This window comes from Vibrio sp. B1-2, from assembly GCF_963888445.1.
GTDB lineage: Bacteria > Pseudomonadota > Gammaproteobacteria > Enterobacterales > Vibrionaceae > Vibrio > Vibrio anguillarum.
This window is the reverse complement of sequence record NZ_CAWPJH010000040.1, coordinates 1-17,317: the sequence shown is the minus strand read 5'-3', so window position 1 is coordinate 17,317 and position 17,317 is coordinate 1. Positions and strand designations below refer to the sequence as shown.

19 protein-coding genes are annotated in these 17,317 nt (G+C 45.2%); 7 read left to right on the top strand and 12 right to left on the bottom strand.

Features of this window, described 5'->3' with window-relative positions; all coding sequences use genetic code 11:
* Window positions 1-33: 33 nt before the first annotated feature.
* Window positions 34-1,680 carry a phosphoglucomutase (alpha-D-glucose-1,6-bisphosphate-dependent) gene (pgm, locus tag AACQ75_RS11665; RefSeq protein WP_170888697.1) on the bottom strand — a complete coding sequence of 549 codons (1,647 nt, stop codon included), beginning with the start codon at window positions 1,678-1,680 and terminating at the stop codon, window positions 34-36.
* 110 nt (window positions 1,681-1,790) lie between these two features.
* Window positions 1,791-2,336, bottom strand: coding sequence for a replication initiation negative regulator SeqA (gene seqA, locus AACQ75_RS11660; protein ID WP_010318681.1), 546 nt, complete (start codon window positions 2,334-2,336; stop codon window positions 1,791-1,793).
* Between the two features lie 92 nt (window positions 2,337-2,428).
* Between seqA and AACQ75_RS11655 the strand changes: the two genes are divergently transcribed.
* The 3 genes from AACQ75_RS11655 to fldA all read left to right on the top strand — a co-directional run bounded on the left by AACQ75_RS11655 (window position 2,429) and on the right by fldA (window position 4,111).
* Window positions 2,429-3,199, top strand: a complete 771-nt coding sequence (locus AACQ75_RS11655; protein WP_017045728.1) for an alpha/beta fold hydrolase — start codon at window positions 2,429-2,431, stop codon at window positions 3,197-3,199.
* A 108-nt stretch (window positions 3,200-3,307) separates the two neighbouring features.
* A complete protein-coding gene (locus AACQ75_RS11650) occupies window positions 3,308-3,529 on the top strand; it encodes a DUF2788 domain-containing protein (protein ID WP_010318683.1) in 222 nt (73 codons plus the stop codon).
* Window positions 3,530-3,577: 48 nt separating this feature from the next.
* Window positions 3,578-4,111, top strand: coding sequence for a flavodoxin FldA (gene fldA / locus AACQ75_RS11645; protein WP_013856340.1), 534 nt, complete (start codon window positions 3,578-3,580; stop codon window positions 4,109-4,111).
* 66 nt (window positions 4,112-4,177) lie between these two features.
* Here the strand turns inward: fldA and AACQ75_RS11640 are convergent, their stop codons facing one another.
* Both AACQ75_RS11640 and AACQ75_RS11635 read right to left on the bottom strand, forming a co-directional pair.
* Window positions 4,178-4,879, bottom strand: coding sequence for an LrgB family protein (locus AACQ75_RS11640; RefSeq protein WP_088729037.1), 702 nt, complete (start codon window positions 4,877-4,879; stop codon window positions 4,178-4,180).
* Window positions 4,876-5,322 carry a CidA/LrgA family protein gene (locus tag AACQ75_RS11635; protein ID WP_013856338.1) on the bottom strand — a complete coding sequence of 149 codons (447 nt, stop codon included), beginning with the start codon at window positions 5,320-5,322 and terminating at the stop codon, window positions 4,876-4,878. The genes AACQ75_RS11640 and AACQ75_RS11635 overlap by 4 nt, the downstream gene beginning before the upstream one ends.
* Before the next feature lie 116 nt (window positions 5,323-5,438).
* On the opposite strand from AACQ75_RS11635, the gene AACQ75_RS11630 reads away from it, so the two are divergent.
* A complete protein-coding gene (locus tag AACQ75_RS11630; protein WP_026028061.1) occupies window positions 5,439-6,323 on the top strand; it encodes a LysR family transcriptional regulator in 885 nt (294 codons plus the stop codon).
* Here AACQ75_RS11630 and AACQ75_RS11625 read toward each other — a convergent pair.
* Window positions 6,320-6,838 (bottom strand): DUF4442 domain-containing protein, encoded by a 519-nt coding sequence (locus AACQ75_RS11625; RefSeq protein WP_010318688.1) that lies wholly within the window; start codon window positions 6,836-6,838, stop codon window positions 6,320-6,322. The two genes, AACQ75_RS11630 and AACQ75_RS11625, sit on opposite strands and share 4 nt — an antisense overlap.
* A 214-nt stretch (window positions 6,839-7,052) precedes the next feature.
* Here AACQ75_RS11625 and fcrX point away from each other — a divergent pair, with 214 nt between their 5' ends.
* The gene (gene fcrX, locus AACQ75_RS11620) at window positions 7,053-7,502 is read left to right on the top strand and encodes a ferric iron uptake transcriptional regulator FcrX (protein WP_010318689.1); all 450 of its coding nucleotides are present in this window, start codon (window positions 7,053-7,055) and stop codon (window positions 7,500-7,502) included.
* 106 nt (window positions 7,503-7,608) lie between these two features.
* Here fcrX and AACQ75_RS11615 read toward each other — a convergent pair whose 3' ends face one another.
* The 3 genes from AACQ75_RS11615 to fabB form a co-directional block, all read right to left on the bottom strand.
* Entirely contained in the window at window positions 7,609-8,622 is a 1,014-nt protein-coding gene (locus AACQ75_RS11615; RefSeq protein WP_170888696.1) for an aspartate-semialdehyde dehydrogenase, read from the bottom strand.
* Entirely contained in the window at window positions 8,606-9,751 is a 1,146-nt protein-coding gene (locus tag AACQ75_RS11610; RefSeq protein WP_170888695.1) for a 4-phosphoerythronate dehydrogenase, read from the bottom strand. The genes AACQ75_RS11615 and AACQ75_RS11610 overlap by 17 nt, the downstream gene beginning before the upstream one ends.
* Before the next feature lie 226 nt (window positions 9,752-9,977).
* On the bottom strand, window positions 9,978-11,189 hold the full coding sequence (gene fabB / locus AACQ75_RS11605) for a beta-ketoacyl-ACP synthase I (RefSeq protein ID WP_017047845.1): 1,212 nt from the start codon (window positions 11,187-11,189) through the stop codon (window positions 9,978-9,980).
* Window positions 11,190-11,316: 127 nt separating this feature from the next.
* Here fabB and mnmC point away from each other — a divergent pair, with 127 nt between their 5' ends.
* On the top strand, window positions 11,317-13,344 hold the full coding sequence (mnmC, locus tag AACQ75_RS11600) for a bifunctional tRNA (5-methylaminomethyl-2-thiouridine)(34)-methyltransferase MnmD/FAD-dependent 5-carboxymethylaminomethyl-2-thiouridine(34) oxidoreductase MnmC (protein WP_170888694.1): 2,028 nt from the start codon (window positions 11,317-11,319) through the stop codon (window positions 13,342-13,344).
* Between the two features lie 114 nt (window positions 13,345-13,458).
* On the opposite strand, the gene AACQ75_RS11595 is transcribed toward mnmC, so the two are convergent.
* The 3 genes from AACQ75_RS11595 to AACQ75_RS11585 all read right to left on the bottom strand — a co-directional run bounded on the left by AACQ75_RS11595 (window position 13,459) and on the right by AACQ75_RS11585 (window position 14,927).
* Window positions 13,459-13,983 carry an NADPH-dependent FMN reductase gene (locus tag AACQ75_RS11595; protein ID WP_026028358.1) on the bottom strand — a complete coding sequence of 175 codons (525 nt, stop codon included), beginning with the start codon at window positions 13,981-13,983 and terminating at the stop codon, window positions 13,459-13,461.
* A 117-nt stretch (window positions 13,984-14,100) separates the two neighbouring features.
* A complete protein-coding gene (locus AACQ75_RS11590; protein ID WP_013856329.1) occupies window positions 14,101-14,364 on the bottom strand; it encodes a YfcL family protein in 264 nt (87 codons plus the stop codon).
* A gap of 32 nt (window positions 14,365-14,396) precedes the next feature.
* Window positions 14,397-14,927 (bottom strand): elongation factor P hydroxylase, encoded by a 531-nt coding sequence (locus AACQ75_RS11585; RefSeq protein ID WP_017045732.1) that lies wholly within the window; start codon window positions 14,925-14,927, stop codon window positions 14,397-14,399.
* Between the two features lie 234 nt (window positions 14,928-15,161).
* On the opposite strand from AACQ75_RS11585, the gene AACQ75_RS11580 reads away from it, so the two are divergent.
* Window positions 15,162-15,785 carry a trimeric intracellular cation channel family protein gene (locus AACQ75_RS11580; RefSeq protein ID WP_026027295.1) on the top strand — a complete coding sequence of 208 codons (624 nt, stop codon included), beginning with the start codon at window positions 15,162-15,164 and terminating at the stop codon, window positions 15,783-15,785.
* Between the two features lie 162 nt (window positions 15,786-15,947).
* On the opposite strand, the gene aroC is transcribed toward AACQ75_RS11580, so the two are convergent.
* Window positions 15,948-17,033: a chorismate synthase gene (gene aroC / locus AACQ75_RS11575; RefSeq protein ID WP_026028357.1), complete on the bottom strand. Its 1,086-nt coding sequence runs from the start codon at window positions 17,031-17,033 to the stop codon at window positions 15,948-15,950.
* Between the last annotated feature and the right edge of the window lie 284 nt (window positions 17,034-17,317).

The following is a 17,317-nucleotide window of genomic DNA, read 5'->3' as shown; positions in this document are numbered from 1 at the left end:
CCTCTGGCCGCCTATTTAAATTGATAAGTTTGCTTACAAACCAGCGTCGGCAAAGACTTGATTAACAATCTGTTGCGCTTCCGCTTCGATTTGCTTGAGGTGCTCATCGCCCTTAAAACTTTCACAATAGATCTTATAAATATCTTCTGTGCCTGATGGACGAGCAGCAAACCAGCCATAATCAGTGGTCACTTTTAATCCACCGATGGCTGCGCCATTGCCGGGAGCATGCGTCAAGCGGGCTGTGATCTCATCTCCCGCTAATGTTTGCGCAGAGACCATCTCTGGTGATAATTTGCTCAGCACTGCTTTTTGCGGGCCATTTGCGACAGCTTGAATACGACTATATTTAGACTCTCCATGTTTCGCGGCCAGATCTTCATAATATTGCTGCGGATTTTTACCTGTGACAGCGGTGATTTCCGCCGCCAGTAAGCAAAGGATAATACCGTCTTTATCCGTTGACCAAGGCGTTCCGTCTTTACGCAGGAATGACGCACCTGCGCTCTCTTCACCACCAAAACCGAAGTGACCACTGTATAAGCCATTAACAAACCACTTAAAGCCGACAGGTACTTCACACAGCTCACGGCCAAGATCGGCGACCACACGGTCAATCAATGCACTTGATACTAACGTTTTACCAACAGCCACTTCTTTACGCCATTGCTTGCGGTGACGATACAGATAATCGATGCATACGGCTAAGAAATGGTTTGGGTTCATCAAACCTTTCGGAGTGACAATGCCGTGGCGGTCGTAGTCAGGGTCATTACCAAACGCGAGATCATACTGCTCTTTTAACGCTAATAACCCCGCCATTGCATAAGGAGAAGAACAGTCCATACGCACTACACCATCTTTATCGAGTGACATAAATTGGAATGTCGGATCCACCGCTTCGCTCACCAGTGTTAAATCAAGCTGATACGCTTTGCCAATTTGACGCCAATAATCAATACCACTGCCACCGAGCGGATCAACACCCAGTTTTAGATTGGCTTTTTGGATGGCCTCCATATCAATCACATTCACTAAGTCATCAATATAAGGTTTCACAAGATCAACTTGTTTAAACAGCGGCGATTGCTTTGCCGACATAATAGGCAGACGCTTCACGCCTTGCATGCCTTCTGCAATGATCTCATTGGCTCGGTTTTCAATCGCTTGGGTGATTTCCCCTTCAGCAGGGCCGCCATGGGTAGGATTGTATTTAATACCGCCATCTTGTGGTGGATTATGAGAAGGCGTGATCACAATGCCATCAGCTTTTTGCGCGTGCTTCAAGTTATGAGTCAAGATTGCATGTGAAATACCCGGCGTTGGCGTATAGCCATTATCCTGTTGAACGATCACTTCAATTTCATTAGCGATCAGTACTTCAAGTACACTAGAAAAAGCAGGCTCAGAGAGTGCGTGCGTGTCTTTTCCGACAAAAATCGGCCCAGTGGTTCCTTGCTGAGCGCGCACTTCTGCTACCGCTTGAGCAATAGCAAGAATGTGGTTTTCGTTAAATGTCGATTTATCCGCACAACCACGATGCCCCGAAGTACCAAATTGCACTTTATGGTCTGGGTTAGCCGCATCAGGTTGAAGTAAAAAGTAGTTTGCAACGAGCGCAGGGATATTATGTAAGTCTTCCTGCCGTGCTTTTTGTCCGGCGCGTGGGTGCATAGCCATTTTTGACATCCTTTCTTAAAATAACAACGAAATAAAAAGCCTCATGATACGGACTTAGTGGTCCGCAGTATGAGGCTTGAATCAGATTTTTATCTATGAATGGGCACAAATCAGATTGAGTGCGTCACTTTCTCAATAATGTCACTCGGGAAATTCATCAATACCATCAGCTGCTCGATCATCTGTTGTTTGCGGCTAGTATTGTTATTGGTAATGACCCAAAATGGTGTGTTTGGAATCGCTCTTGGCTTGGTTGTCTGCCCACTAGCAAGCAAGGTTTGCTCGTTATCAGCAAAATACACACGCTTACGTCCTTTCACTAAGGTCGCTTCAGCAAAACTTACTGGATCGATACGGTATAAGGTTGAAAGCACCAACATAAAACGATCAATTGCTTTTTTCAAAGCCGCAAATTCATCAGAAATGAGCAAAGAACGCATCTCTTTTACGCTATCAATCTGTATCTCTTGTACGGCATCTTTACTCACAACAATGCCCTTGGGCTCGGTACTTACTTGCGTCACGACCGCTGCTGCAGACACTTTACCGTCAACATTGAGCAAACGGCGTAAAATATCCGACGCGCTTTCTCCAATATGTTGGGTTTGGCTGGCAATATAACGGTATAGATCCTCATCAACCTCAATTGTTTTCATTCGCTTTTCACAATCTCAATGTTTAAACTCTGAGGGATTATAGCGAGATCTTCACTGATACTCTACGTTAAACCAATCACTAATAAGATAAAATGTCAGCACTTCTTAATTACAAACTCGAAGGTGAAGGTCACACCGTTGTTTTGATCCATGGTTTATTCGGCAATTTAGACAACCTAGGTTTACTTGCAAGAGACCTAAAAGCCGATCACCAAGTATTGAGTATTGACTTGCGTAATCACGGTCAATCATTTCACAGTGAGGAACATGATTACGCGAGTATGGCATTCGATGTTGCTAGTTTACTCGAAGAGTTAGCTTGTGATTCAGTCACGCTGATTGGCCATTCAATGGGTGGTAAAGTTGCCATGAAGCTGGCTGACATCGCCTCATCCAAAGTCGCCAAACTGGTGGTTTTAGATATGGCACCCGTTAGCTATCAGCATCGGAAACATGATAACGTACTGGCGGGGCTCAACGCGGTTATTGCGCAGCAGCCTACCTCGCGAGCAGAGGTCATGGCCATTTTAGCGCAACATATTGAGCTAGAAGGTGTACGACAATTTCTCAGTAAATCGTTATTTAAACGAGAAGATGGTGTAATGAGCTGGCGTTTTAATGTCCCCGCCATTGAAAAAAATTACTGGAATATTTTAGGCTGGGAACCAATCCCTTGCAGCTCTGTTCCAACCTTATTGGTTAAAGGCAGCAACTCTGACTATCTACTAGCGGAACACCAAGAAATGATCCAGCAGCAGTTTAGCCAAGCGAAAGCACACGTCATCGCCAACACAGGGCACTGGCTACACGCAGAAAAGCCCGTTGAAGTTTTACGAGCGATCAGAAAGTTCATTGGCAGCTAGTCGCTTTACTGTGAAACAACAAGTGTGAAATAGGTACCAATGCGCGCATTAACTTTGACGAATAACAGTGTTATAGTGCGCTCAAGCAAATTGGCATAAAGGATACCCATGCTGTACGACTACATGAACATGCTTGAGTCGATTGGACTCGATCTTCTTTTTGCGTCTATATTTTTTCTTATCGGTATGGCAATAAAAGATGTCCTTAAGCAAGGTAATGTACCGCCATTTGGGCGCCGTATTGTATGGCTAGTTCTGTTTTTAGGTTGTGCTGGCTTTATCCTTAAAGGACTTATCCAACTCAGTTGGGAAGGCACCGGACTGGGGTAAAGAACACGCTCATCCGCCAGAAAATGACAAATTAAAGGTAATGATTCTATGGCAAGTGTAGGCCTCTTCTTTGGTAGCGATACCGGTAATACTGAAGCCGTTGCGAAAATGATTCAAAAGCAACTGGGTAAGCAGCTCGTTCACGTTCAAGATATTGCGAAAAGCAGCAAAGAAGACATTGATAATTTTGACTTATTGTTACTGGGTATCCCTACTTGGTACTACGGTGAAGCGCAGTGTGATTGGGATGATTTTTTCCCAGAATTAGAAGCGATCGACTTCTCAACGAAATTAGTTGCTATTTTTGGTTGCGGCGATCAAGAAGACTACGCTGAATACTTCTGTGACGCGATGGGTACAGTGCGTGATATTATCGAAAGCAAAGGCGCAACGATTATTGGCCACTGGCCAACTGAAGGTTATGAATTCGAAGCCTCTAAAGCCTTGGTTGCGGGTGACAATAGCCACTTTATTGGTTTATGCATCGATGAAGATCGTCAACCAGAGCTGACTGAACAGCGCGTCAGCACATGGGTTAAGCAGATTTATGAAGAGATGTGTTTAGCTGAACTTGAAGGCTAATCTCTTAAACATAAAAAATCCCCTTGCGAGGGGATTTTTTATTGGTCCATGTTCAAGCACTTTGCTTTACCAAAGTAGATGACCGATAAATGGAGCAAGCAACACAGTGACCATGCCCGCAATCATCATCACCACACTCGACACTACCCCTTCAGCATTGCCAATTTGATACGCTTTTGCCGTTCCTGCACCGTGCGCGGAAGCGCCAAGACTGGCTCCTTTACCAAGCCCAGAGCGAATGGATAATAACGCTAACACCACTTCACCTACCGCCATGCCTATAACCCCAGTAAGTACCACAAATAGAGCAGTCAGATCACTTTGCCCACCAATTGACTTCGTCGCCTCAACAGCAAAAGGCGTGGTAATCGAGCGCATCGCTAAACTGCGCTGAAGCATATCGGGTAATTCAAACCAACGAGCCAACAAAACCGTGCTCCCCACAGCCACCACAACCGATACGATCACTCCCACGGATAGAGAGAGCCAGTGGCGCTTGATCAACAATCGGTTGTCATAGACCGGAATAGCAAAAGCCACTGTAGCCGGACCAAGTAGCCACAATAACCAATGAGATTCTGCCATATAGGTTTGGTAAGGGATGTGAAAGATCATCACAACAGCCACTAACAATATAGGGGCCAATAGCAGCGGCATTAAAAAAATAGAACGTTTACGTTGATAAAGGCACTTGCTGCCATAGTAAAAAGCCAAGGTTAACAGCAAGCAAAATACACCAAGCAGCGTTGAGGTAAGTAGTGAGCTCATGATGAACGCTCCACTTTAGTTAGCCGTATTGCCCGGTTGCTTTTTCTACGCGCTAATATCAGCTCTAAACGATACATTTTATCAACGGTCCAAGCAGTAATAGCAATGACCATGATGGTACTGATGACAAGTACCGCCATAATTCGTAACCCTTGCTGTTGCATTAACTCTTGATAGTTAACGACCGCAATGACCGCTGGTACAAAGAACAACAGCATTTCCGCCAATAACCAAGTTGCTCCCTTGCGCAGCCAATCAACTTTTACAACTCGCATAATCACTAAAGTTAACAGCAATAGCATGCCAGTTAAATTTGCTGGTAAAGGAATATGAAAAGTGCTGACTAGAAAATCCGCCAAAAACCAGATCATTGATAGCGCAACAACTTGTACCACTGTTTGCAGATTGTTTTTTACTCTTTGGCTGTTTCTTATTCTTTGCATGATGAGACTAATGCCGTTTTGTGAAATTAGTCACATTATATTAAGCCATAAAACCATCGTAAAATGACTTTTTATTATCATTTTCATGCCAAAATGGAATGATAAAAGGAGATATTATGGATATTAAAGCACTGCGCTATTTTGTTGAATTGGTCAATCAACAAAGCTTTACCCGCGCATCCGAGCAACTGTTCGTCACCCAGCCCACTATCAGTAAGATGATCCGCAGTTTAGAGCAGGAAATTGAACAGCCACTATTACATCGTGAAGGTCGACGTTTCTGGCTTACCGATGCAGGAGAAGTTGTCTATCAAAGAGCGCTAGAGATCTTAGCGCAGATGTCTCAGTTAGAAGCCGAGCTGGTCGATCTCAATCAGGTAAAGCAGGGACAACTGCATCTCGGAATTCCACCAATGGTTGGACACCTTTACGCAGGTCTGATCCGCCAATACCGCCAAACCTACCCTAATGTAGAGCTCACCATCGTTGAGTATGGCGGACGTAAAATAGAGCAAGCTATTCTCAATGGCGAAATTGACGTAGCCGTCACCATGCTTTCGCCTCATCCGATTGACAATCTGCGGTCACTCTCCTTAGACAGTTACCCCATTTGTGCCGTACTCCCCGATTCATCTCCTTGGAAGCAGCAAGAAGCCATCGGTTGGGAGCAACTACAAAATGAGCCATTTTACCTCTATACCCATGATTTTACGCTGAGTGACTACATCCACTCATTCTGCCTACAACACGGATTTACACCACAAGTTGCAGCGCGCAGTAGCCAATGGGATTTTTTAGTCGCGTTGGTCAAAAGTGGCGTAGGCGTTGCTTTTCTACCCGAACCACTTTGTCGACGAATTCAAGGAGAAGGCGTCTTAGTCAAACCGATGACACCCAGTATTGATTGGCACTTAGGATTAATATGGCACGCGGAACGGTACGTTTCTCGCACCGCCGAAGCTTGGATTGAGCTGTGCCAAATGCAGAATGAACAGCCTTAGCGGTCACAAAAAGTAACCATTTTGTCTGCATCACTCTCTTCTCTATATTTAGGTTTTTTGCGCACGTACAATTTACGTTGCACTTCAGAGACCACTTCGCCTTTGGCATCCTTAACATGGATAACAAATTCCGGAAAGCATTTATCCCCATTGGCCGTGCTCACTAAGATTGAATCCAGTTGGTCTTGCGTTATCAGAAACTCCGCATACAAATCAGAATGGCCCGGTTTGATAAAGTTGATGCTGGCCTCTTTGTCCCATACATAATATTGCTCACCCAAAATCCCCATTAACATCAAAGAGTAAACAGGGTCAGTAAGAGAGAAAATGCTGCCACCATACTGAGTGCGATTGGCATTTTTGTTCCACCACCGCAGCTTTAAGCGCATTTTCACCTGACGGAAGTCGCTACTAATTTCATCAATGTGGATACCAGCGCCCCAAAAAGGAGGCCAGCTATTTAACGCCCACTTAACAATATTTGGCTTATAAAATCTTGCTAAAGAGTGATTCATTCCGTGCTCACCTTTTAAACCTATCGACTCAATCACTAATAAATGTTACGCAATTGTAACTGGTAAGAGCTGTTATATCAGTGATATTGCGCGGCTTTGTGACAAATATAAAGTAACCCTTTGAACTTCGTGGTTTATTGTTAGCAGTGACTCCCCTATAATGATCGCAATTATGAATTCTGTTAACTGCTGCAGATCATCAACAGGAAAGTGTATGTCAGATAATAACCAAGCGCTCAAGGATGCAGGTCTTAAAGTTACCCTTCCTAGGCTAAAAATTTTAGAAGTGCTACAGCAGCCTGAATGCCAACATATCAGCGCTGAAGAACTGTATAAGAAATTGATTGATCTTGGTGAAGAAATCGGTCTCGCGACTGTTTATCGAGTATTAAACCAATTTGATGATGCGGGTATTGTCACTCGTCACCATTTTGAAGGTGGAAAATCCGTTTTTGAACTTTCAACACAACACCACCACGACCACTTAGTGTGCTTAGATTGTGGTGAAGTGATTGAGTTTTCAGATGAGGTGATCGAACAACGCCAAAGAGAGATTGCCGAGCAATATAATGTACAGCTCACCAATCACAGTCTTTATCTATATGGTAAATGTGCCGACGGCAGTTGCAAGCAGAACCCTAACGCGCACAAGTCAAAAAGATAGCCATCATTCTCAGCCTTGAGCTGGACGATAATAAAAAAGCCGGGTGAATCAATCACTCGGCTTTTTTGTGTAAAGAGAAAGGAGTGCCTTTTTACTTAGGTATGAATTAGAAATAATCTCGAATCAACACTTCCGCAATTTGTACCGCATTTGTTGCAGCGCCTTTTCTCACGTTATCTGCCACTACCCACATGTTAATGCCACTGTGGTGACTGATATCGTTGCGAATACGCCCTACAAGAACCGTATCCTTCCCTCCCGCATCGCGAACTTGCGTGGGGAAATCATTCCCGCTGAATACTTCAATACCTTCAGTTTTCTCTAATAACTCAATAACTTGCTCAGCATCAATCGGTAAGCGTGTTTCAATATGCAGTGACTCAGCATGGCCGTAAAAAACTGGCACGCGTACACAAGTTGGGTTGACCATAATGGTTGAGTCATTGAATATTTTTTGCGTTTCCCACACCATTTTCATCTCTTCCTTGGTGTAACCATTATCCATAAACTGGTCGATTTGTGGGATGCAGTTAAACGCAATTTGCTGGCTAAACACATCAGGATCGGCCGAAACACCGTTTAACAGCCTTGCGGTTTGTCCCGCCAACTCATCAATGCCTGACTTCCCGGCTCCTGAAACGGACTGATAAGTTGATACGTTAATTCGCTCGATACCCACAGCGTCGTGAATCGGCTTTAGCGCCACCAACATTTGGATGGTTGAGCAGTTTGGGTTCGCAATAATATTGCGGTTACGGAAATCCGCAATCGCTTCAGGGTTCACTTCAGGCACAACAAGTGGGATATCGTACTCATAGCGGAAATGTGAGGTGTTATCGATGACTACCACGCCCTCTTCTGTGGCAATAGGTGCCCATTTTGCGGACAATTCACCACCAGCGGAAAACAGTGCAATCTGAACTTGTGACCAATCGAAATCTTCGACACTTTGTACTTGTATGGTCTTACCATTGAAGCGGTAGAATTTACCTTCACTACGCTCACTGGCAAGTAGGTAAAGTTCACCAACGGGGAATTTGCGATCTTTGAGCACTTCAAGCATGGTTTCACCAACCGCGCCGGTTGCTCCTAAAATAGCGATATTAAATTCTTGGCTCATTTGTTACCTCTGTTTTAAAACCTAATTTAGCTAAGGGAGTGAGATCACACGACTCACTACCGACGACAGTCATCGCGCTATATTCTCTTCTATCCCAATAAAGTTTACGCATTTGATCAAAAGCACCTGGTTTGCCAATTTCACGGCGAAACAAGGCGTCATCTTTGCGTACGTCATAAATCAATTGGGTTAAACTGTGTAATGTTTCCTCATCCCAACCGCGTGATAAATACACTTTGGCAATGGGAGCCTCGGGTAATAAACTACTGGCATTCGCGCAATGGTCATCGCCAAGATACTCACAAAAACTATTGAAAATCATGGTCGTGCCTCGGGCTTTACCTTCTAACCCATAGCCAGCCACATGTGGCGTCGCAAAGGCGAGCAAAGGCAGCAGTTCCATATCCACTTCAGGTTCAAATTCAAACACGTCTAAAGCGGCAATAAAACCATCATTTTTCTGTAGGCGTTGTTTCAGCGCTTGGTTATCCACCACAGGGCCACGAGCCGCGTTGATCAAGATCTGATCACTGCGCAACTGGGCAAGTCGAACTTCATCAATCAAGTGATAGGTTGGCCATTCACCACTTTTAGTAATGGGTGTATGCAGCGTAATGACATCCGCTTTATCAAGTAAAACATCAAGATGAGTAAACTCGCGGCAATCACCTTGTGCTTGTTTTGGGGGATCGTTGAGCAGCACATTAATGCCAATCCCCGCTAAACACTCGGCTAAATAGCTGCCGACTTGACCAGCACCAATAATGCCAACGGTTTTATCTAAGGCAGAAAAACCATGCTGCTGTGCTAACACCATCAATACACTGAAAACATACTCTGCCACTCCCACCTTATTACACCCCGGTGCGGCAGTAAAAAAGATGCCTCTTTCAGCCAAAAGCGCTTGATCAACGTGGTCCATACCTGCCGTCGCCGTACCAACAAACTTTAATTTATTGGCTTTCGCTAATAGTGCTTGATTTACTTTCGTAACAGAACGAATCATCAAGGCGTCAACGTCGATAAGATCATCAGCCGTTAAGCTTCTACCGGGTTTCAACACCACCTCACCAAGCTGGCTAAATAACGATTCAGCATAAGGCATGTTTTCATCAATAAGGATTTTCATAGCGGAGTTCACAATTTTCGAAATTGAAGGAATTGTGCAGAAAAGCGCACAGACTGTCGAGAAGAAATCCCGCTTTCCATAAAAATGCCCGGCTCCTCACGGAAACCGGGCAAAAACCCAGAACAAAAGGATCCCGTCCCGCTCTCCATGGGACAGAGTCTGCGTCTGTTCGATCAGCTAAGCTGACCCGCTCTGGAAACCTTTTTATTAGAGGTGTGTAGGCGCATTAGCCTTGATACTTTTTGATCACTAGCGTCGCGTTCGTACCGCCAAAACCAAAGCTGTTAGACATCACACTGGTTAGCTCTTGCTCGCGCATTTCGGTCACAATATCAAGCCCATCAGCCGCTGGATCTAAATTGTCAATGTTGATGCTTGGCGCGATAAAGCCGTGGTGAAGCATCAAGGTAGAGTAGATGGCTTCATGCACACCTGCCGCACCCAATGCGTGGCCAGTCATTGCTTTTGTTGCCGAGATAGCTGGGCTGTTGCCAGCGAACACTTCTTGAATGGCACCCAACTCTTTTACATCACCGACAGGTGTGGAAGTACCATGTGTATTGACATAATCCACACTATCTACCGCTTGCATTGCCATCTTCATGCAACGCACAGCACCTTCACCTGATGGAGCCACCATGTCGTAGCCATCGGATGTCGCACCGTAACCGACGATTTCACCGTAAATTTTTGCGCCGCGAGCCAGTGCATGCTCAAGCTCTTCAACCACAACCATGCCGCCGCCGCCTGAAATCACGAAACCATCGCGGTCAGCATCGTAAGTACGTGACGCTTTTTCTGGTGTTTCGTTGTACTTAGTTGACAACGCACCCATTGCATCAAACATCATAGTTAAAGACCAATCGAGCTCTTCACCACCACCTGCAAACACAACATCTTGCTTACCCAATTGAATAAGTTCCATTGCGTGACCAATACAGTGAGCCGACGTCGCACAAGCGGAGCTCATGGTGTAGTTGACGCCACGGATTTTAAATGGCGTAGCAAGACAGGCTGAAACAGTCGAAGACATAGTACGTGGAACCATGTAAGGACCAACGCGCTTCACGCCTTTTGTGCGCAATGTGTCGACAGCAATAACTTGGTTATACGACGACGCACCGCCAGAACCAGCCACAATACCAGTACGGTCATTAGAGACCTGCTCTGGTGCTAAACCTGAATCTGCAATCGCTTGTTCCATTGATAGGTATGCAAACGCGGCCGCATCACCCATAAAACGCATCTGTTTGCGATCAATATGGTCAGCAGGGTTCATTTTTAGGCTACCCCACACTTGAGAGCGTAAACCGTTCTCTTTGAACTGCTCAGAAGCGGTAATACCTGATTTTCCTGCTTTTAGAGACGCTAAAACTTCTTCGACGTTGTTACCGATACTTGAAACAATACCCATACCGGTGATTACGACTCGTTTCATGTGACATTCCTATAATTCAAAATTCGCTTAGATAATAACTAAGAAGAATAACAAAAGTGGTCAGCTTTCCCAGAAATTCGTACAATCTCGAGCTATATATCGCCCGATTTCACAGAATTACACCATTATGACCAGCATAACCAACGCAACACTGGGTTGGAATGAAGCGGGCACACCCGTTTCCGACCAATTCGATGACGTTTACTTTTCCAACGTTAACGGCCTAGAAGAGACGCGTTACGTGTTTCTTTCCCAAAATCATATACCACAAAGATGGCACCAATATGACCAAAAACGATTCGTCATTGCCGAAACGGGGTTTGGCACTGGGTTAAATTTTCTCGCTGTATGGCAAGAATTTGATGCGTTTAGGCAACAAAACCCAAATGCGCCATTGCAAGCGCTGCATTTTATCAGTTTTGAAAAATATCCGCTCAATAAACACGACTTGATAACAGCGCACCAATCGTGGCCTGAATTAGCGACTTATGCGAAAAAGCTTCAACAACACTACCCGATTGCAGTACCAGAATGTCATCGCATTGTTCTTGATGATGGCGCCATTACCCTTGATCTTTGGTTCGGTGATATCAAAGAGTGTATGCCGCAAGTTCCCACGACTGAGCAAGGCGTGGTAGACGCATGGTTTTTGGATGGTTTTGCTCCCAGTAAAAACCCTGAAATGTGGAATCAAACGCTGTTTGAGAATATGGCCAAACTGGCGAAACACAAAGCCACGTGCGCCACTTTTACCGCCGCAGGTTTTGTACGACGCGGATTGATAGAAGCAGGCTTTTCGATGAAAAAAGTGAAAGGCTTTGGCACCAAAAGAGAGATGATAGCTGGTCAACTGGAACACAAAACGCCGTACAGCAATATAAAACCTTGGTTTGCGATTGCGCCGACAACCAATGTTACCGACGTGGCGATCATCGGCGGCGGCATTGCCAGTGCCACATTAGCTAAAATGCTCAATCGCCGCGGTATCAATGTCAGCCTGTATTGCGCCGATCCTCAGGCCGCTCAAGGTGCTTCAGGTAACCGACAAGGTGCGGTTTACCCACTGCTGAATAAAAACCACAGTGGTGTATCGCGTGTTTTTGCGCCCGCTTTTCTGTTTGCTCGGCAATTTGTTGAACAAATGGCGCAAACCGTCCCTTTTGATCATGATTGGTGTGGTGTGACCCAATTGATGTGGGATGAAAAATCGACCCAAAAACAGATGGCGATGCTTGAAGGGAAATTTAACCCTCAGCTAATGCACTACTGCGATCAACAAGCAACGTTACAAAACGTCGGCTTACCGACTGACATGGTCAGCTTACATTACCCACTCGGAGGATGGCTTTGCCCTGCTCAACTGACACAAGGCCTGTTTGACCAATTAAGCCAAAGTGAGCGATTCAACGCCTATTTCAATCACGAGGTGAAGTCTTTGCGCTGGGATGAAATACAACGGCAGTGGACATTAAGTGTTAATGGTAGCGAAAAGCACCATCAGTGTGTGGTAATTGCAAACGGGCATCAATTTGACCATTTCGAGCAAACACAAGCGTTGCCACTTGGCAAAGTGAAAGGACAAGTAAGCCATATTCCAACCTCAAAAACATTGCAAAAGCTGAGCAGCGTGTTGTGTTACGACGGCTATATGACACCGCACAACCCCAACACTAAACAGCACTGCATTGGCGCAAGCTATGACCGAAGTCAAATCAACCAAGCATTCGATGCGGCGGCACAGCAAGAGAATGGACAACGCTTAACCCGTTGTATTAACGACCAAAACTGGACACAGCAAGTCGATACATCTAGCAATCAATCTCGCCAAGGCATTCGCTGTGTCAGCCGCGATCATTTGCCGTTTGTCGGGAATGTGGGCAACTTTGAACAGATCAAGATCGACTACCAGCCGTTACCGTCACAAGATCCGCAACAGACTCCATCTGTGGCTCACTATCCTCATTTGTACTGCATGCTCGGGCTAGGATCGCGAGGACTAAGTTCTGCGCCATTAATGGCTGAGTTGCTGGCTTCACAAATGAATGGCGATCCGCTACCACTTGCTGTTGATGTACTCGAAACGCTTCATCCAAGTCGAATGTGGGTGAGAAAACTCAAAAAAGGCAAAGCCATCACCGAACGTACTCCTCGATAAAACCCATCATAGAAAAAAGCCTTACTTATCCAGCAAGGCTTTTTTAATGCTCACTTTTTCACGCGAAAAGGCGTGAAACTTAACGTGAGACGAACTTAAAACGAGACAAGAAAGCTATACGAGCTTCGCAATCGCGTCTTTCAATTGTGCCGCCACTTCTGGGTTAGTCACTTGACCCGTAGCCAAGTCAAAATTGTCATAAAAACTCGGTACCGAGACAGACGCTTTTACATTACCACCAAAATAAGGAGCAGAATTATTTGCCGCCGCCAAAACCGATTGCGCGCCACCAGGACCTGGAGAGCTGGCTAGGTAAACAGCAGGTTTACCTTTGAATAGTTCACGGTCAATGCGTGTTGCCCAGTCAAATAAATTTTTGTACGCCGCTGGGTAGTGGCCATTATGCTCAGCAAAAGAGATAACAAACGCATCCGCTTGAGCAAGATCACGCAGAAAAGCTTGAGCGCCTTCGGCTTGACCAAGCTCTTTTTCAAGATCTTCGCTAAACATAGGAACGGTATAGTTGTTAATATCAAGCACCACCACGTCTGCACCTTCAATGAGGTGAGCGGTGTAAGTGGCCAATGCTTTATTGATTGAAGTTGAGCTGTTTGATGCTCCAAATGCGATGACTTTCATGGTGTTGCCCTTGTGTGTTCGAATATGGCTTAAGCATAGCGATCGCACAAATTAACAACAACCATAAAAATTTTACGGACTCATTCAAAGAATTCGAATGAGTTAAGTGTGCTCATCTTAAGCTTGGTTGTGAAGCTCGGTCCATAAATCGAACACAATCACGCGGTCTGCAGGCGTAAGCTCTGTGCGCGCTTGCTCTAGGCTTTGCTCAATTCGTGCTTTAAACAGAGATAGATCGTCAATTCCTTCATCTTCACACGCGGCTGCAGACAAAGAAATATGACCTCGCAAATAACCACCCGCAAACAATTCATCGTCCGATGCCGTCGCAATACGTGCATCAATCATTTCCAGCAGTTTTTCTTCAAATCCAATAATCATACAACTCTCATTTTCTCTTATTATTTAGCTAGTTACCTGATAATAAAGTGCTCTAGCCTTAATTCTGTCGTACCATAAAAAGCACGTAATGCATCTGACAGCATCTTCACTCGGGGTGGAAGCCCAACCTGTAAGATAGCGACTACCTCACGATGTACCTGAGTCATAAAGGCGATACGGTCTGGTTCAAAATCGCCGTGTAGGTTGTCACAACTCACAGTAAAAGGAAAGCCAGCACTGACCGATAAAATCCACTCATACGCTTGAGGGCGAACCTCTACTTTTTCAAATTCGGCTTGAACTTGCGCGGTTCGCCCGTCTGGTTGATACCAATAGCCAAAATCTTCCATCAATCGCCGTTCAGGGCCGGCGACACACCAATGCGCGATTTCGTGCAGTGCCGAGGCAAAGAAGCCTCGTGCGAAAATGATGCGGTGATGATTGATTTGCGCATCAGCAGGCAAGTAAATCGGCTCATCACCACCGAGCTCTAAACGCGTATTGAATGGCTCAAAAAAAGTGTCATTGAACAGGGAGATCAAGTCTTGGTATTGATGTGTCATCGCTCAGTCATGCAGGCAAAAATTTCTCAACGCATTCTCTTATTTTTCTGTAGTCAGGTAAAGCCATTCAATCGCCCCACTTCATTAGTTTTATTAATCGGTCAAACGGTTTCTTGGCATAAAATCTCATTCGCCATCGCCTGACTTTACTACTACACTTGCGCCTCCATTTTTAAGTTCAACCGCTTTCTGGGTTCTTATATACCTAAGGAAGTGCTGTCGGAGTACCGCATTATGTTGCTCAGTGTTTTATATATTATTGGTATTACTGCCGAAGCGATGACTGGCGCATTGAGTGCAGGCCGTCGAAAAATGGATTGGTTCGGTGTGATGTTAGTAGCGAGTGCCACTGCGATTGGAGGCGGTACGGTGAGGGATATTTTACTCGGCCATTATCCGCTAGGTTGGGTGAAGAATCCGGAGTTTTTAGCCATTACCTGTATCGCAGGCGTTCTCACCACAGGCTTAGCTAAATGGGTAATCAAACTCAAAGGGTTGTTCATTCGTTTAGATGCATTGGGGCTAATTGTGTTCAGTATCATAGGCACAAAAGTCGCAATGGGCATGGGTTTGCATCCCGGCATTTGTATGGTTTCTGCGTTGGTCACTGGGGTGTTTGGTGGGTTATTACGCGATTTAATCTGCAGACAAACGCCACTGGTACTGCATGAAGAACTCTACGCTTCGGTTTCATTAGTCGCTTCAGGGCTTTATTTAACCTTACTCGCATTCGGCATCAATGATGTCACCAGCACGATAGTAACGCTTATTGTGGGTTATTTATTGCGTATGGCGGCAGTGCGTTTTAAATGGCGTTTGCCTTCTTTCCAGCTTGATGCTGAAAATCAGATTCATTAGCCACAATCCGATGTTAGATATTCCGATGTTAGATATTTAGTTAGCTGACTTGTTTCGATAAAAAATTCATTCAGCCGCGGAAATTGGCCAAACAGAAAATTGCTTAAAACAAAAGCGCCCTAGCAAGAAGGGCGCTTTTCATTTTAATTCGGTTATGCTGGATTAGATTTTAGGCGTTTCGGTTTGAACCGCAAAATTCTGCCCGCGATGACGAAGTAAGTGGTCCATCAACACAATCGCCAGCATTGCTTCGGCAATGGGCACAGCGCGAATACCAACGCAAGGATCATGGCGACCTTTCGTGATAAGTTGTGTGGGTTCACCCGTGCGAGTAATGGTATCGCCAGGTACTGTAATACTTGACGTGGGTTTAAGCGCAATACTGGCAACAATATCTTGCCCAGTCGAAATACCGCCTAAAATACCGCCGGCATGATTTGAGCGAAAGCCGTTCGGTGTTAGAGGATCTCGATGCTGGCTGCCTTTTTGCTGCACGACATCAAAACCGTCACCAATCTCTACCCCTTTCACCGCATTAATGCTCATCAAAGCATGCGCAATATCCGCATCTAGACGATCAAATACTGGCTCACCTAAACCAACAGGCAGGTTTGTCGCGACAACTTGAATCTTTGCACCGATCGAATCACCTTCTTTTTTCAAATCACGGATCAGTTGGTCGAATGCCGCCACTTTGTCTGCATCTGGACAGAAAAAGGCGTTATTCTCAATTTCATTCCAATCCACTTTATCGATACAAACATCACCCATTTGTGACAAGTAAGCGCGAATTTCAACCCCAAATTCTTGTTTGAGATATTTCTTCGCAATGGCTCCCGCTGCCACTCGCATCGCTGTCTCACGTGCTGATGAACGGCCACCACCACGATAGTCGCGAATGCCATATTTTTGATGGTAGGTATAATCGGCATGACCGGGGCGAAACTTGTCTTTAATGTCTGAATAATCGGTTGAACGTTGGTCGGTATTTTCAATTAATAGACCAATCGATGTACCTGTGGTTTTCCCCTCAAATACACCAGAAAGAATTTTGACTTCATCCGCTTCACGGCGCTGCGTTGTATAGCGAGATGTGCCAGGACGGCGACGATCTAGGTCTATCTGTAAGTCAGCTTCTGTAATTTCTAAGCCCGGAGGGCATCCGTCGACGATACATCCTAGTGCGATACCGTGACTTTCTCCGAATGTCATCACCCGAAAATGTTGTCCGATACTGTTTCCTGCCATTACTTCCTCAATATTGATGACACAGAGCGACATGCTCCCTATCACCGCTTCATTCTATTGTTCGTGGATTCATAGTGGCTTTATTACGAAATGATGTAAAGCCCCAAAATAAAGCAATGTGTATTTTTCTAATGGATAAAAAAACGCCAGCACTGTGGCTAATGCCGTTCACTTAAGAGTGAACGGCATTTTTGTTCTTAGCATACCGTTGTGGTCTAGGCTTAACTGTTCTAGGGAATGTTCTTTCCCTTCGCCCTTCAAGTATTAAGCTTTCAGCCATGTTG

Bases quoted from the DNA above. Each gene is read 5' to 3' on its own strand.
- AACQ75_RS11640 (WP_088729037.1), bottom strand. From the start codon at position 4,879: ATGAGCTCACTACTTACCTCAACGCTGCTTGGTGTATTTTGCTTGCTG.
- AACQ75_RS11580 (WP_026027295.1), top strand. From the start codon at position 15,162: ATGTTGCTCAGTGTTTTATATATTATTGGTATTACTGCCGAAGCGATG.
- fcrX (WP_010318689.1), top strand. From the start codon at position 7,053: ATGTCAGATAATAACCAAGCGCTCAAGGATGCAGGTCTTAAAGTTACC.
- AACQ75_RS11610 (WP_170888695.1), bottom strand. From the start codon at position 9,751: ATGAAAATCCTTATTGATGAAAACATGCCTTATGCTGAATCGTTATTT.
- AACQ75_RS11595 (WP_026028358.1), bottom strand. From the start codon at position 13,983: ATGAAAGTCATCGCATTTGGAGCATCAAACAGCTCAACTTCAATCAAT.
- AACQ75_RS11635 (WP_013856338.1), bottom strand. From the start codon at position 5,322: ATGCAAAGAATAAGAAACAGCCAAAGAGTAAAAAACAATCTGCAAACA.
- AACQ75_RS11650 (WP_010318683.1), top strand. From the start codon at position 3,308: ATGCTGTACGACTACATGAACATGCTTGAGTCGATTGGACTCGATCTT.
- AACQ75_RS11615 (WP_170888696.1), bottom strand. From the start codon at position 8,622: ATGAGCCAAGAATTTAATATCGCTATTTTAGGAGCAACCGGCGCGGTT.
- AACQ75_RS11655 (WP_017045728.1), top strand. From the start codon at position 2,429: ATGTCAGCACTTCTTAATTACAAACTCGAAGGTGAAGGTCACACCGTT.
- AACQ75_RS11630 (WP_026028061.1), top strand. From the start codon at position 5,439: ATGGATATTAAAGCACTGCGCTATTTTGTTGAATTGGTCAATCAACAA.
- AACQ75_RS11590 (WP_013856329.1), bottom strand. From the start codon at position 14,364: ATGATTATTGGATTTGAAGAAAAACTGCTGGAAATGATTGATGCACGT.
- mnmC (WP_170888694.1), top strand. From the start codon at position 11,317: ATGACCAGCATAACCAACGCAACACTGGGTTGGAATGAAGCGGGCACA.
- AACQ75_RS11585 (WP_017045732.1), bottom strand. From the start codon at position 14,927: ATGACACATCAATACCAAGACTTGATCTCCCTGTTCAATGACACTTTT.
- seqA (WP_010318681.1), bottom strand. From the start codon at position 2,336: ATGAAAACAATTGAGGTTGATGAGGATCTATACCGTTATATTGCCAGC.
- AACQ75_RS11625 (WP_010318688.1), bottom strand. From the start codon at position 6,838: ATGAATCACTCTTTAGCAAGATTTTATAAGCCAAATATTGTTAAGTGG.
- fldA (WP_013856340.1), top strand. From the start codon at position 3,578: ATGGCAAGTGTAGGCCTCTTCTTTGGTAGCGATACCGGTAATACTGAA.
- pgm (WP_170888697.1), bottom strand. From the start codon at position 1,680: ATGGCTATGCACCCACGCGCCGGACAAAAAGCACGGCAGGAAGACTTA.
- fabB (WP_017047845.1), bottom strand. From the start codon at position 11,189: ATGAAACGAGTCGTAATCACCGGTATGGGTATTGTTTCAAGTATCGGT.
- aroC (WP_026028357.1), bottom strand. From the start codon at position 17,033: ATGGCAGGAAACAGTATCGGACAACATTTTCGGGTGATGACATTCGGA.